The 13,067-nt window shown below is 57.9% G+C and carries 14 protein-coding genes and 1 riboswitch; of the genes, 9 read left to right on the top strand and 5 right to left on the bottom strand.

Annotated features, from left to right (window positions below):
* Positions 1-25: 25 nt before the first annotated feature.
* The 4 genes from QNI87_RS02025 to QNI87_RS02010 form a co-directional block, all read right to left on the bottom strand.
* On the bottom strand, positions 26-754 hold the full coding sequence (locus QNI87_RS02025) for a DJ-1/PfpI family protein (protein ID WP_300593245.1): 729 nt from the start codon (positions 752-754) through the stop codon (positions 26-28).
* Between the two features lie 184 nt (positions 755-938).
* On the bottom strand, positions 939-1,766 hold the full coding sequence (locus QNI87_RS02020) for a DJ-1/PfpI family protein (protein ID WP_300593242.1): 828 nt from the start codon (positions 1,764-1,766) through the stop codon (positions 939-941).
* Between the two features lie 11 nt (positions 1,767-1,777).
* Entirely contained in the window at positions 1,778-3,916 is a 2,139-nt protein-coding gene (locus QNI87_RS02015; RefSeq protein ID WP_300593239.1) for a TonB-dependent siderophore receptor, read from the bottom strand.
* Positions 3,917-4,007: 91 nt separating this feature from the next.
* Positions 4,008-4,478, bottom strand: coding sequence for a hypothetical protein (locus tag QNI87_RS02010; protein WP_300593236.1), 471 nt, complete (start codon positions 4,476-4,478; stop codon positions 4,008-4,010).
* A gap of 169 nt (positions 4,479-4,647) precedes the next feature.
* On the opposite strand from QNI87_RS02010, the gene cobT reads away from it, so the two are divergent.
* The 4 genes from cobT to cobO are packed head-to-tail and all read left to right on the top strand — an operon-like array spanning position 4,648 to position 7,574.
* Complete coding sequence (gene cobT, locus QNI87_RS02005; protein WP_300593233.1) at positions 4,648-5,682, top strand: nicotinate-nucleotide--dimethylbenzimidazole phosphoribosyltransferase; 1,035 nt, start codon at positions 4,648-4,650, stop codon at positions 5,680-5,682.
* Positions 5,679-6,431: an adenosylcobinamide-GDP ribazoletransferase gene (gene cobS / locus QNI87_RS02000; RefSeq protein ID WP_300593231.1), complete on the top strand. Its 753-nt coding sequence runs from the start codon at positions 5,679-5,681 to the stop codon at positions 6,429-6,431. Before cobT ends, cobS begins: the two co-directional genes overlap by 4 nt.
* Entirely contained in the window at positions 6,422-7,051 is a 630-nt protein-coding gene (locus tag QNI87_RS01995; protein ID WP_300593229.1) for a histidine phosphatase family protein, read from the top strand. Before cobS ends, QNI87_RS01995 begins: the two co-directional genes overlap by 10 nt.
* Positions 6,969-7,574 (top strand): cob(I)yrinic acid a,c-diamide adenosyltransferase, encoded by a 606-nt coding sequence (cobO, locus tag QNI87_RS01990; protein WP_300593226.1) that lies wholly within the window; start codon positions 6,969-6,971, stop codon positions 7,572-7,574. Before QNI87_RS01995 ends, cobO begins: the two co-directional genes overlap by 83 nt.
* Here cobO and QNI87_RS01985 read toward each other — a convergent pair.
* Positions 7,571-7,699, bottom strand: a complete 129-nt coding sequence (locus tag QNI87_RS01985; RefSeq protein WP_300593223.1) for a hypothetical protein — start codon at positions 7,697-7,699, stop codon at positions 7,571-7,573. The two genes, cobO and QNI87_RS01985, sit on opposite strands and share 4 nt — an antisense overlap.
* A gap of 193 nt (positions 7,700-7,892) precedes the next feature.
* On the opposite strand from QNI87_RS01985, the gene QNI87_RS01980 reads away from it, so the two are divergent.
* From QNI87_RS01980 to QNI87_RS01960, 5 genes are all read left to right on the top strand, one after another.
* A complete protein-coding gene (locus QNI87_RS01980; RefSeq protein ID WP_300593221.1) occupies positions 7,893-8,126 on the top strand; it encodes a nitroreductase family protein in 234 nt (77 codons plus the stop codon).
* 54 nt (positions 8,127-8,180) lie between these two features.
* Positions 8,181-8,391: riboswitch (cobalamin riboswitch) on the top strand.
* Between the two features lie 158 nt (positions 8,392-8,549).
* A complete protein-coding gene (locus QNI87_RS01975) occupies positions 8,550-10,478 on the top strand; it encodes a TonB-dependent receptor (RefSeq protein ID WP_300593218.1) in 1,929 nt (642 codons plus the stop codon).
* Positions 10,478-11,311 carry an ABC transporter substrate-binding protein gene (locus tag QNI87_RS01970; RefSeq protein WP_300593215.1) on the top strand — a complete coding sequence of 278 codons (834 nt, stop codon included), beginning with the start codon at positions 10,478-10,480 and terminating at the stop codon, positions 11,309-11,311. The genes QNI87_RS01975 and QNI87_RS01970 overlap by 1 nt, the downstream gene beginning before the upstream one ends.
* Positions 11,308-12,285, top strand: coding sequence for an iron ABC transporter permease (locus tag QNI87_RS01965; protein WP_300593212.1), 978 nt, complete (start codon positions 11,308-11,310; stop codon positions 12,283-12,285). Before QNI87_RS01970 ends, QNI87_RS01965 begins: the two co-directional genes overlap by 4 nt.
* Positions 12,282-13,058 carry an ABC transporter ATP-binding protein gene (locus QNI87_RS01960; RefSeq protein WP_300593209.1) on the top strand — a complete coding sequence of 259 codons (777 nt, stop codon included), beginning with the start codon at positions 12,282-12,284 and terminating at the stop codon, positions 13,056-13,058. The genes QNI87_RS01965 and QNI87_RS01960 overlap by 4 nt, the downstream gene beginning before the upstream one ends.
* Positions 13,059-13,067 lie beyond the last annotated feature (9 nt).

Here is a 13,067-nt window from a genome sequence, read left to right as displayed (position 1 = left end):
TAAAGAAGGGTTGCAGCGGAGTGTTTTAGCCAGAGGCCAAGGCTTTGAACTCTTGGGCAACCGGGCTGAACATCAGCTCCATCATCTCCCCGACATCGGCGGAAGCATCTGTGATGCTGCCCGCTTTGATTGATGGCTCGGGCGCGTACTCCGCCTGGAGTACGAGCGCTTCGGCGTATTTGCGTCCCCGCAGCTGTTCGACCAGCGCGATCGCGAAATCGAGCCCCGCCGAGACGCCGGCCCCTGTCAGGATGTTTCCGTCTCGCACCACGCGTTCGTCGGTCGGGATTGCACCGTAGTCTGCCAGGACGGGGAGAGTTGCCCAGTGTGAAGTGGCCTTTTTACCCTCGAGAAGGCCAGCTTTTGCGAGTATCATCGAACCCGTACACACGCTGGTGATGTGTTTTGCGCGCGAGGCTCGGTCACTGACCCAGCCCAAAACACGCTCCGATTTCATCACGTCGAGCGTACCGCGGGTTCCACCGGGCAGGAACAGCACGTCAAGATCACTGGGCGTCTCTTCCAAAGTGATTGTCGGTGCGATCGCCAGGCCAAGGTCTGAGGCGACAGGTTCTAAGTCCGCTTCGGTTGTCACCAGATGGACCTTCGCGCCAAACATGCAGGCGAAGAAATAGTGCGGCCCTACAAGGTCCAAGGCGGTGAAGCCGGGGTAGAGCAGCATTGCGACCTGTTCGTTCTTGAAGAGATTGTCGCCAAACATCTCCTGCATCATCTGATCGTGCCGCGCAGCCATCTCTTGCTGCTCTGCGGGCGATGGAGATCCTGTCGCCCCGGCCTGGGACCCATGACCTCCATGCTCTGCATGTTGAGCCATCGCGCGCTCTATCGCCAGGAATGGGGCAAGCATCGCCGCGCCAGTCATTCCGCCTAGCAGCGCTCTTCTGTTTATAGTCATCGATTGTATCTCTCATATTGGGTCAAATTCGGGCCGTTCGCGCGGTCGCGCGTACTGCATCGGTGAAGCCGGACAGACGGCCCTCAATCCCTGCAAGAACGTCCGAAGGCACCTTCTCAGGCGTGCCGAAATCAAGCGGGGGTTCGGGCGCGTACTCGGCCATGACCTGCATGGCTTGCGCGAGATCGAGCGGGCGCATTCGGTGCATAAGCTCAAGACCCAGATCGAGGCCGGCGGAAACGCCCGCCCCGGTGGCACGGTTACGGTCAAACACCATACGCTCATTGACTTCGATCGCGCCAAAGTCGTTGAGCAGCGGGCGACCGATCCAGTGCGAGGTTGCGCGGTAACCTTTCAGGAGCCCCGCCTGACCCAGCAAAAGAGATCCGGTGCACACGCTTGTCACCCACTTCGCCCGGCTGCCTCGGTCCGCCAGAAAATCGAGCGTGACATCATCGCGCATCGCCGCCAGCGTGCCTGAGACGCCGCCTCCGACAAGCAGGATATCGAGAGCCCTCGGGCACGTTTCGAAAGTGGCGGTGGGAGTGATCGTGATCCCGCTATCGCTGGTGATCGGCTGGTCGGTCTTGGCCACCATATGGACGGTGGCGCCAAACAGCCCCGACAGGAAGTATTGCGGGCCAATCACATCAAGCGCCGTCATGTTGTCATAAATGATGACCGCGACCTGTTCATTGCCAAACCAGCTTGGCGGCACTTTGCTCATATCCATCAGCGTTTCGCCATCTGGGCTGGTCGGCTTCGCATCACCTTGGGCAAACGCCGGTGCCGCCAGAGCGCCGGTGGCGGCAAGCGCGCTCATCATGCGGATCATATCTCTGCGTTGCATATCGCTGCTCCTCATATCTCAAAGCCAAGAGTCACAAATGCAGATCGCGGATTGCCCGGGCGCACCACGTCCTGCGCGAAGTATTGATAGGGAATGAAGTAGTCGGCGTTGAAAAGGTTATCGATGCGCAGACCAATGCGGGCGCGCCCGATCGTGTAGCTCGCCTGAGCGTCCGCAACGATATAGCCATCAACCTCCGCGTTGTTGGGGAGTGTGATGACCGTCTCGCTCACCCCGGTCAGCCCTGCGCCAAGTTCTAAGCCCTCTAGCGCGCCCGCCAGCACGCGATAGCGTGCTGCAATCCGGCCACTGTGATCTGGGACGCGGGGCAAGCGATCGCCAACGATATTGGGATCAACATCCTCGGTCACGCGAGCGTCCGTGAAGGCGTAGCTGGCAAGGAGCGAGAACGCGCGCGTTGGTTCGAAGATCAGATCGGCCTCGAACCCTTCGCTGCGCTGCGCGCCGACCTGGATCGATGTGATGAACGTGGTCGGATCGGTAAGCGGCACATTCGTGCGGTCGATACGGTAAGCGGCGAGCGTGCCGGATAAGCCAACTTCTTTCAGCTCGAACTTTACTCCCGCTTCGAAGCTCTCGGACCGCTCAGGCACGGGCTCTTCGCCATCGGTCCCGACAAAGAATAGCGAAAGCCGCGAGCCTGTTGCATAACCGGCGAACAGGCTGACCCCTTCGGTCACATCGATTGTGATGCCAAAGCGCGGGTCCCACTCATGATAGGTCTCGTGAGCACCTGCACCGCCAACGACCTCTTCAATGCCAAGCGCCGAATAGCGCAGCGACGCCAGCACATGGACACTATCGGCGATGGTGATCTGATCTTGCGCATAGATGGCGAAGGTCTCGTAGCGATTGCCGAGAAAGGTGTTGAGTTCGGGAATGGGAAAGAAGTCAAAGTCCGAACCCGGGTCGGCGTAATCGAAAGCCACTGGGTTGGCGAAATCGAACCCGGTCGCCGCTTCGTAATCGGCTTGATCCCATTGCACGCCCCCAAGGACGACATGCTCTATCGCTCCCGTAGCAAACTCGGCTGTAAGCGAGCCATCGACGGTCCATTCATCGACGCTCGCGGGAAGCCGCCCGCGAATTTGCAGGCAAGATGTCTCGTTCAAGCCAGACGCTTCACCACAGGGGAAGAAGGCGAAAAAGGGCGAGGAAGCAAACTCGTCAAAGTCGTTCTCATACCGGCGCCCGCGCAGATGAAAGCTCAGCCCTTCATTCAGCACCTGCGTCCATTCGAGCTGCGCTGTCAGATTCTGAACATTGGTGTTGGGCGCGTTCGTTGCTCCGCTAAAACGATAGGGATCAACCCGGTTATCATTCTGAAATTCTGCAGGCAGCCCTGCATATTCAAGCTGGTCCACCTCGGTATAGGTGAAGCGCCCGATGACTTCGGTGTCCGATGTTGGAGCCCAGCGCACGCTTGGCGAGACAAGAATGCGTTCAATTTCCACCTCATCAATTGCGTCGCCGGCGTCTTGATACTCGCTGATCACTCTGACTGACAGTGCATCGGTCAGCGCGGTGCCCAGATCGATCGCAGCCGAATAGGTATCAAAGCTGCCCCCACGCACGCGCGCTTTGGCGACGTCCTGACCGTTGGCCGTCTTTGAGACCACATTGATCAGTCCCCCGACAGGCGAGCCCGTGCCGCCGCCGAACAGCGTTGAAGTGGGTCCCTTCGCGACCTCGACCCGCTCGACATTCCAGAGACTGCCAGGATCGATTACCGCCGTATCGCCATAGCCGATCAGACCATCGGTGAAGATCTCTCCCTCAAAACCGCGTATGATCGGGTTGGCGAGCACCAGCTCCGATGGCAGCGAAGGCACGACGCCGGAAACATTACGCAACGCTTCATCAAGCGTCACCAGTTCCTGGTCTTCGATCAGATCATCGGTGATGACCTGGATCGACTGAGGGATCTGCAGCAATGGGATCGGCGTGCGGGTAACGCCGGCCTGATCCACCGCATATGTCGTGCGGTCACCGGTCACAGTGATGTCGCCGGGGGTCCACCCGCCGTCTTTCCGTTCTTCTTCTTCTGGAGTTTGATCCTGCGCCAGCACAGGAGGCGCTATGCAAGATAGCGTTCCGGCGAGCAGCGCCGAAGTCATCAGGGTTTTCATAGATATTCCTTACGCGTGCGCGCCAAGCCTTAAAAGCCTGGGCGCAGAGAAACGGGCGGCTCTCAAGGAGCTGCAGATTATGGAGTGTTTTTTATGCGTAAGCGGGCGGACCGCGCAGCGGCGGCCTAAGTTTGACAAGACGCGGAAGCTGCAATGGCCCGCGCGGAGCAAAGGCGAGCAAGAGCGCAAAGGCGATGGCCAACGCGAATACAATGGGATTCGCAGCGCCGGTCGCGAACTTGGTAAGACCAGCAAAGTCGCACTTCTTGCTTGACGGGCCTTCGTCGTGGCCGTGCTCCAACCCGGGATGGTCCATGTGGGCGTGGCTGATATGGGCATGCTCCGTGCTTTTGCCCTTCATGGTCATTTGGCTTTTAGTTGGGGCCTTCAAAGCTCGCGCCAACGGATGCATCTCGGGGCACGGCACAACCACCAGCCAGGCACTTTGAGACGACGTGATCATATATCCTGCTGGAGCAAGAGCATTCAGCCATAGCCCCGCAAGCAGCAAGGTCAGCGAGGCTCGCTTCAGACAAGTTCTGATATGCAGCTTCGTGCCCATCGAGGACCGTGGTCTAGGTGTTGGTCCGCACAAAGTCACGCGCATTCCTAGGGTGTAATTGGGTAGTGAGCCAGATGGCAGTTCTTCGACCTCGATCAGTCAGAAGCCGACATACCAAAATCGGCTCAATCGACGTCAGCTCAAGCAGGCGGACAGCAAAGCAATCAACTTGTCAGAATACAATATTGAATTAGACACGCGCACGATGAATGCACAGAACTTACAACAACTGCTCGATCAGAAGACCAAGCCCATTGGCTCGTTGGGGCGCTTAGAAGAACTCGCAGTTCGCGTTGCATCAGTGACTGGCGAATCCTCAGCTGAGAAGTTCACTGCCTCCCTTACGATCTTCGCCGCCGACCACGGCATCGCGGAGGAGGGCGTGTCGGCTTTCCCTCAGGAAGTGACGGGCCAGATGGTTGCGAATTTTCTGGCGAATGGCGCTGCGGCAAACGCGATTGCAGGGGAACTTGGCATCCCAGTTTCTGTGGTCGATTGCGGGGTAAAGAGCCTTTTGGTCAACGGGACAGACCTGATTGACATGCGACTTGGAGCGGGCGCCTCAAACAGTGCGCAAGGCCCGGCGATGACTCAAGAGGTTGCAGCAAAAGCCATCAGCCAGGGGCAGTCCTATGGGCAATCCCTTGCCAGCACTATCGTGTGTTTTGGCGAGATGGGGATTGCCAATACGTCTTCGGCAACGCTGCTCGCGCACAAGCTGAGCGGAATTTCCATCGCCGACCTCATCGGACGTGGGACTGGAATCGATGATGCCGGGCTAAACCACAAGAAATCAATTCTTGAACGCGCGGCAGCTCGGACGGGGCAACTGGTTCCTATCGATGCACTTGCAGAAGTTGGCGGCTTTGAGATCGGCACCATGGCAGGCGCAATCATCGGTGCGGCTGCGTCGAAGAAAGTTGTGGTGGTCGATGGCTTTATTGCGACGGCTGCCTCGGCGCTTGCGCGAGCCCTTGCTGCTGAATGCGAAGCATCAATGGTCTACGCGCATCGGTCTGCCGAGCAGGGACACGCAACACTGCTTGAATGGCTACAGGCAAAGCCGCTGCTTGACCTTGAGATGCGACTTGGAGAAGGCACCGGCGCGTTGCTCGCCGTCCCGATCATCAGGGCCAGCGTGTCTCTGTTTGGCATGGCGAGTTTTGCGGATGCAGGGGTATCTGGTCGATCGGGCGACGAGTGAAAAATATCTTCAAATCCTTTTGTGCCTCGTGGATTTTCCTTACGCGTATCCCGCTTCCAACCATGGACTTGAGCGAAGAGAATTTCGCGCAAGCACCCGCGTTCTATCCCCTCGTCGGCCTTTTGATTGGCGGCATTGGAGCTGTTGGATACGCAATAGGCCACATGATTGAAGGGCCTGCTATCGGCGCGCTCATCGCCCTGGGGGCGACCCTCATGGCGACCGGCGCTTTTCACGAAGACGGACTTGCCGATCTGTTCGACGGTCTCGGCGCACAGACCAAGGAACGCATGCTCGAAGTTATGCGAGACAGCCGGTTGGGCACTTTTGGAGCGGTGTCACTGTTTGTCGTTCTTGGGCTCAAAATCGTCAGCCTCTCCGCGCTTGCGCCTCTCGTTGCGCTCGCCGCGCTCCCTTTAGCCCAAGGCCTTTCCAGGATGTCCGCTGTGCTTGTGATAGCGACGAGCACTTATTCGCGCTCGGAGGGGACTGCAAAACCGGTTGCGAAAGGCATATCGCGCAGCGCTCTGCTGATTGGCTCTTTTACAAGCATCGCCTCGCTCGCGGCCTTTGGCTTCTGGTTTTCAGCCGAGCTTGTACTAGTCAGTCTTGCGGGGCTTGGCGTGGGGCATGTTCTTACCCGTCTGCTGTTTGAGCGCAAACTTGGTGGCTACACGGGCGATTGCCTTGGGGCTGTCCAGCAGGTTTCAGAACTGGGCATCTATTTGGCGATCGCCGCATGGCTTTGATTTTTTTGCGGCATAGCGAGCCACTGATTAAGCTTGGCGTTTGCTATGGCCAGTTGGATGTCGAAGCGCGGGTCCTGTCCGAGGTGGAGCTCAGCGAACTCAGCGAGACTCTTCCTCAATCTCTCGTTCGCATAGACACAAGCCCTCTTTCACGCTGCGCGGCGCTGGCGGGCAGGCTGGCCGAACGCCTCAACCGTCCGCTCCAGATCGATCCACGTTTGCAGGAGATCGACTTCGGGCGCCGGGAAGGATGCGCTTGGGACGACATTCCCCGAGGTGAAATTGATGATTGGGCGGCTGACGTTACAGGCGCAAAACCTTATGGTGGGGAAAGCGTTGACGAGATGACGGTCCGCGTTCGATCCTATCTCGATGAGTGTCCATATGACCAAGCCGACGTCCTGGCCGTTACGCATATGGGCGTTGTGCGTTGCGCGCATGCCGCTTTTGGATATGAGGGCGAGCTCGAAATGAGACTTGGCTATGCGCAGAGTATGACATTCGACGCCCCCCCCGCTCTGATAAAGGCCCACACCAATGATAAGCAGCGATCCCGAAACGCACAAACAAGAAATGAAAAAGCTCCAGGAGGCTCAATCGAAGAAGCGCCGAGAGCTTAAAGATCCTGAGCGTGGACTTGTTTTGGTTCACACGGGCGATGGCAAGGGTAAGTCCAGCTCGGCCTTCGGAGTGATCGCCAGAGCGCTTGGCTGGGGACAGAAAGTGGCGGTCGTGCAGTTCATCAAGGGCAAATGGAAGACGGGAGAGAAGCAGTTCTTTTCGCGCTTCAGCGATAAGCTGGACTGGCATGTGATGGGCGATGGCTTCACGTGGGATACGCAGAATCGCGAGCAGGATATCGAAGCGGCCGAAAAAGCTCTGGAGAAGGCGAAAAGCCTAATTAGCAGCGGCGATTTTGCGCTGGTTGTCTTGGACGAAATCAACATCGCCATGCGCTACGATTATTTGGAGACCGAAGCCGTGATTGCCGCACTTGAAACACGCGGGAACACCAGCGTGATCTTGACCGGTCGAAATGCGAAACCGGAGCTGATGGAATACGCCGATACCGTCACCGAAATGACCGAGGTAAAGCACGCCTTCCACTCGGGCATACGCGCGCAGCAAGGCATCGACTTCTAGTCCGCCGATTCGCCATGCTGGATACCGAGTTCGAGGTTCTGCGTGAATGGGTCGCTCGCCGCCGTGATGTGCGGCGCTTCCAAACGAGACCGGTCAAGCAGAGGATCCTCGATTAGATTTTCCATCTGGTAGAAGGCGCACCATCGGTCGGTAACAGCCAGCCATGCCCGAGGACAAACAAAAGCTTTAAAGTTCCCTCAAATTGGCCGGGCTGGATAAGGCCCCGCTGCAATTTGCGGTTTTTTGCGACACCCGGCCCGCGCAGGGTTTAGGCCCTAGTAGGCAAACCCAAGCCGCGACACTGCACAATTCCGTTGCGTGCGCGATCATGATCTTTTTTGGCTGGCTGCCAAGGCTAAGGGCTTGGGTGTTGGTTGGGTGTCGATCCTGAATCCGTCTGGGATATCCGATTGCTTAAACATGCTCGAACATTGGGATTTGATCGCCTATCTGTGCGTCGGGTATCCTGAGGAAGAGCACTACGATCCAGAGCTAGAGCGCTATGGCTGGCAAGACCGCATCTGGTCCAAAGATCACATTATCAAGCGCTAGCGCCGTCTGGAGCAATAGCGAATGAAGCCAAATTGACACCTGAATCCTCGCTGGGTAAGGGCGCAGGCAGATGGTGCTGCAAGTGCGAAGGCGCTTGAAGCTAAGAGGGAAGCCGGTGTGAGACCGGCGCTGTGCCCGCAACTGTAAGCTGGGAGCCTCGAACCACTATGTCACTGGCCTCGTCCATTTACGGGCGAAGCTGGGAAGACGGTTCGATGGTGATGATCGGTGAGCCAGGAGACCTGCCATCGCGTCGTTCGTCCGGGGCCGGGTCCAGCCCAGTGGGACAGGAAAGTTTTTCCGAAGTAACGACAGCCAGGTCGGTCTCCGACGCCACGATGTGCTAGCACACTTGGCAGACCAACTGTCGAATGCGCCGTGTGGGTTTCGGAGCCCTCGCGCGGTATGACTTTGGATACAGATATGAAACACGCAGTTTCTTTGTTTGCAGCGGCTTCAGCAGTTGCGCTGCTTCCAGCATCTCTTCTCGCTCAGACGGTTGATGATGCGAAGACGGATCGTCAGGGTGCAGAAATCCCTGACTCCGAAGAAATCGTGGTCACCGCAAACCGCACAAGCCGTGCGATCTCTCAAGTGGGCGAATCCGTGACGGTGATAGCAGAAGAGGAGATTATAAATCGCCAACCAACTGAAGCACTGGACCTGCTGCGCACCGTTCCCGGAGTGACCTTTAACCGCAATGGCGGGATCGGTACGAACACGGGTGTCTCAATCCGCGGCGCGCAAAGCGATCAGACTGTTGTCCTGATTGACGGCATCAAGCTCAACGATCCCTCTTCGCCGGGTGGTGGCTTCAACTTTGGACCGCTACTCACCGGCAACATTGCGCGCATCGAAGTGGTGCGCGGATCGCAATCCGTGCTGTACGGAAGCCAGGCGATTGGCGGTGTGGGCAACATGATTACCCGCGAGCCAACTGAAGACTTGAACGCGTTTGCGCGCGCTGAATATGGCGCGCGCGATACAGTTGATCTGGTCGGCAATATTTCGGGCAAATTCGGCCCAGTGTCTGCCAGCCTCGGCGCTAACTTTGCACGCACCGATGGTATATCTGCATTCAATGAGGAGCGCGGCGGCGAAGAAGCAGATGGTTTTGAGAGCGCCGGAGTAAACGGCAAACTCGATATCGCGCTGGCGGACAACATCTCCATCGATCTGCGCGGCTTTTACGCCGATAGCGAGACCGAGATTGACGGATTTGGTGCGAGCGGTCTGCAAGACACCAATGAAGTCTCCTTTAGGCAGGATTTTGTTGGCTATGCAGGCCTAAATGCCTCGTTCCTCGATGGTCGCTTCCGCAATCGGCTCGGCTTTGCATACACCAATATTGATCGTAACAATGTCAATCGCGATACCGATACACAGACCTTTGAATCCAATGGCGAAAACCGTCGCTTTGAATACCAAGGTGTATTTGATGCCGCTGATTCAGTTGAGCTGGTGTTTGGTGCCGAGCGTGAGGAATCCGATTACAGCAGCGGTGATATCGCACCCGAAGTCTGGATCAACTCGGTTTACGGACAGCTAAATGTCACGCCGATCGAAGGGCTCTCGCTGACAGGCGGTGTCCGCTATGACGATCACGAGACCTTTGGTAGCGCGACAACTTTCGCTGCCAGCGGCGCCTATTCGCCCAATGGAGGCGACACCGTGGTTCGGGCTAGCTATGGCGAAGGTTTTAAGGCTCCTACGCTATTCCAGCTCTTCAGCGATTTCGGCAATTCCGATCTCGATCCCGAGGAATCGGAAAGCTGGGACGTTGGCATCACCCACAACTTCCTTGATGGCCGCGCTCAAGTGGGCGTAACCTATTTTGAGCGTAACGCCGAAAACGAGATCATCTTTGTTGGGTGCTTCAACAATCCTCTTCCGGCATGCAACGATCCTGACAATCCGCGTCCCTTTGGCACCTATGATAGCATTGCGAGCACCAGCGCAGATGGCTGGGAGTTTGGCGTTGCGCTGCAACCGGCGGACGGTTTCGATGTCTCGCTCAATTATTCCATCATTGATGCTTTTGACGATGAAACAGGTAACCGTCTTGCGCGCAGAGCCGAAGAGACCGCCAGCCTTGTGGCTGATTATCGCATGGAAAATAGCCTTGGGATCGGCACTACGATCCTGATCGTGGGGGACAGTTTCGATAACTCCTCGAACACCACTCCGCTTGATGGCTATGTCGTTGCCGATCTGCGCATAAGCTATGGCATTACAGAGAATCTCGAACTGTTCGGACGGATAGAGAATGTGACAGACGAACAATACGAGACGATCTTCCTGTATGGCCAGCCAGGTCGTGGCGTGTTCGGCGGCTTGCGCTATCGGATGTAATGCTCATGCGGTTGATCCTCGCGGCGCTTCTTGGGCTTACGCTTGTCGGCTGTTCGCAGCCCGTCGAGCATAGCTCTGAGGCGCCGCGTCGGATCATCAGCCTCGATTATTGCGCGGACCAATATGTTCTGCGGTTCGCGGATCATAGCGATATTCTGGCGCTGTCGCCGGGTGCGGATAAACGTTTTTCCTACATGCGCGAAGAAGCGGAAGGACTGCCTCAGGTTCGCCCGCGTACGGCGGATGTGCTGGCGTTGGAACCCGACCTAATCGTGCGTTCCTACGGCGGCGATCCAAATGTCATGGCTTTCATGGAACGCGCGGGCGTGCCGGTGGTGCAGATCGGATTTCCTCGAACCATCGACCAGGTGCGCGAAGAGGTGGTGCGTGTCGGCGGTGAGCTTGGTCAACCGAAGACGGCGAAACAGGTCATTGAGGACATGGACCAACGCCTCGCAGCGCTGGCGGCAAAGGCGAGCGAAAACCCGGAAGCGCTGTATATGACCCCGGTGGGTGTCACCACGGGACCGGGTTCGCTCGTCCATGAGCTTATGACCGCTGCGGGCCTTTCCAACTTTCAAACCCGGAACGGCTGGAACCCACTCCCGCTTGAGCGCCTAGCCTATGAGCGACCCGATCTAATCGTCGCCGCTTTCTTTGAAAGCAAGACCAACCATGTCGACAGCTGGAGCGCGGCGCGTCATCCGGTCGCGCAGGCCCAGCTTCGCGAGTTGCCGGTATCCGCCATAGAAGGCGCTTGGACGTCGTGCGGGGGATGGTTCTTGATTGAAGCGGTTGAGAGGATGTCTGAACAGGCCAATGGCGGCGCATGACACGTCTCTCTAGCGTTCTGGCGGGCGGTCTTCTCGCAGCTCTGATCCTATCGTTGCTGCTGGGTTCGGTTCCGTTACCACTTGAGCGCGTTCTTGGCGCTATCGCATTCCAAGCCAGCGCGGGAGACCAACTGGTCGTCTGGCAAATTCGCTTACCACGCAGCTTGACCGCCGCAATTGTTGGCGCAGCCCTTGGTATGAGCGGTGCGGCCCTACAAGGCCTGTTGCGCAATCCGCTGGCTGAGCCCGGTATTTTGGGCGTGTCCGCGACGGCGGCGCTTTTCGCGACCTTCGTGCTCCATTTCAGGTTGGCGACCGCAGGTCCGCTTGTTTTGCCGGCTGCCGCTGTGGCGGGAGCCCTTCTCGCGACGCTTATCGTTGCCGCCGCAGCGCTTCGTAATCGGTCGGTCGTAACGCTCATTCTAATCGGTGTGGGCCTTTCGAGCTTCTCAGCTGCGCTTATGGCGTTGCTGATGAACTTGGCTCCTGACCCCTTCAGTTTGACTGACATGGTCAATTGGATGCTTGGAACCGTTGCTAATCGTAGCTTTGAAGATATTGCATTCGCAGCGCCATTTCTGCTTGCTGGCATCATCGTCATGCTCCTTACCCGTCGCGGTCTTTCGGCTTTGGCACTTGGGGAAGAGACGGCGGAAGGACTCGGTCTCAATCTGAAGATGCAGCGGCTAGGCGTAATCATCGGCGCGGGTCTGGCGACAGGCGCGGCTGTGGCATTGGCGGGGTCCATAGGATTTGTCGGAATAGTCGCGCCGCACTTGGTTCGGCCCTTTGTTCGATACGATCCAGCGCGGCTTCTTATTCCTTCTGCCATTCTTGGCGCGTTGCTGCTCGTTTTGGCCGATATCGGGGTGCGGCTGCTTCCGACCGACAATGAGCTCAAACTTGGCGTTGTCGCATCCTTGATTGGCGCTCCGATCTTCGTGTGGATCGCATCGCGGCGAAGGCTGGCATGAGCCTGTTTGTCGCCGAGGGGCTCACTTACGCCGTTAACAGCGAGCCCTTGGTTTCGGACGCGAGTTTCGCGCTGGAGCCCGGTGCATTGACTATGCTTGTCGGGCCGAATGGAGCGGGAAAGACCACGCTCTTGCGGCTCGCTCTCGGCTTGCTGAAATCCGATAGCGGTCGGGCAATGCTGGACGGCCAGGAAGTCACCACACTCGCCCCGGTGCAGCGTGCCCGCAAGATTGCATATCTCCCACAACAGCGCCCATTGGTATGGCCACAACCCGTTCAAGATATCGTTGCGCTTGGGCGTTTCGCCTATGGCGCGGCTCCGGGTCGCCTCTCCACTGAGGACGAGGTGGCAACAGCCCGCGCTATCGCTGCCTGCGATCTCGAGGGCTTTGAGGAACGCGCGGCGGATACGCTTTCAGGCGGCGAGCTCTCGCGGGTCCACCTCGCGCGGGCTCTGGCTGCGGAAACTCCGCTTCTAGTGGCGGACGAGCCGGTGGCCGCGCTCGATCCCCGCTACCAGCATGAAGTCCTGCGGATCTTTTCGAAGGCGGCAAGCGAAGGCCAATCATTGCTGACCGTCGTGCATGATCTTTCGCTGGCCGCGCGATACGCGGACCGGCTGATCTGGATGAAAGACGGTCGGATCGTTGCGGATGGGACACCGCGAGACACCATCACTTCTGACCGCCTAAAAGCCGTGTTCGGTGTCGAAGCGCGGGTCAATGCGGCGGGCGACTGCGCCATTTCGCTCGAAATCTTAGGTCCAGCCTAGTCGGATCAT

Origin of the sequence: Erythrobacter sp., assembly GCF_030066995.1 — a bacterium.
In the GTDB taxonomy this organism is placed as follows: Bacteria; Pseudomonadota; Alphaproteobacteria; order Sphingomonadales; family Sphingomonadaceae; genus Erythrobacter.
The sequence above is the reverse complement of the archived record's forward strand: the minus strand, read 5'-3'. Positions and strand labels throughout refer to the sequence as shown.

Excerpts from the sequence above, each read along its gene's own strand:
- QNI87_RS02025 (WP_300593245.1), bottom strand. The coding sequence starts at position 754 with ATGGCTGCGCGGCACGATCAGATGATGCAGGAGATGTTTGGCGACAAT.
- QNI87_RS02020 (WP_300593242.1), bottom strand. The coding sequence starts at position 1,766 with ATGCAACGCAGAGATATGATCCGCATGATGAGCGCGCTTGCCGCCACC.
- QNI87_RS02015 (WP_300593239.1), bottom strand. The coding sequence starts at position 3,916 with ATGAAAACCCTGATGACTTCGGCGCTGCTCGCCGGAACGCTATCTTGC.
- QNI87_RS02010 (WP_300593236.1), bottom strand. The coding sequence starts at position 4,478 with ATGGGCACGAAGCTGCATATCAGAACTTGTCTGAAGCGAGCCTCGCTG.
- QNI87_RS01995 (WP_300593229.1), top strand. The coding sequence starts at position 6,422 with ATGGCTTTGATTTTTTTGCGGCATAGCGAGCCACTGATTAAGCTTGGC.
- cobO (WP_300593226.1), top strand. The coding sequence starts at position 6,969 with ATGATAAGCAGCGATCCCGAAACGCACAAACAAGAAATGAAAAAGCTC.
- QNI87_RS01985 (WP_300593223.1), bottom strand. The coding sequence starts at position 7,699 with ATGGAAAATCTAATCGAGGATCCTCTGCTTGACCGGTCTCGTTTGGAA.
- QNI87_RS01975 (WP_300593218.1), top strand. The coding sequence starts at position 8,550 with ATGAAACACGCAGTTTCTTTGTTTGCAGCGGCTTCAGCAGTTGCGCTG.
- QNI87_RS01970 (WP_300593215.1), top strand. The coding sequence starts at position 10,478 with ATGCTCATGCGGTTGATCCTCGCGGCGCTTCTTGGGCTTACGCTTGTC.
- QNI87_RS01965 (WP_300593212.1), top strand. The coding sequence starts at position 11,308 with ATGACACGTCTCTCTAGCGTTCTGGCGGGCGGTCTTCTCGCAGCTCTG.
- QNI87_RS01960 (WP_300593209.1), top strand. The coding sequence starts at position 12,282 with ATGAGCCTGTTTGTCGCCGAGGGGCTCACTTACGCCGTTAACAGCGAG.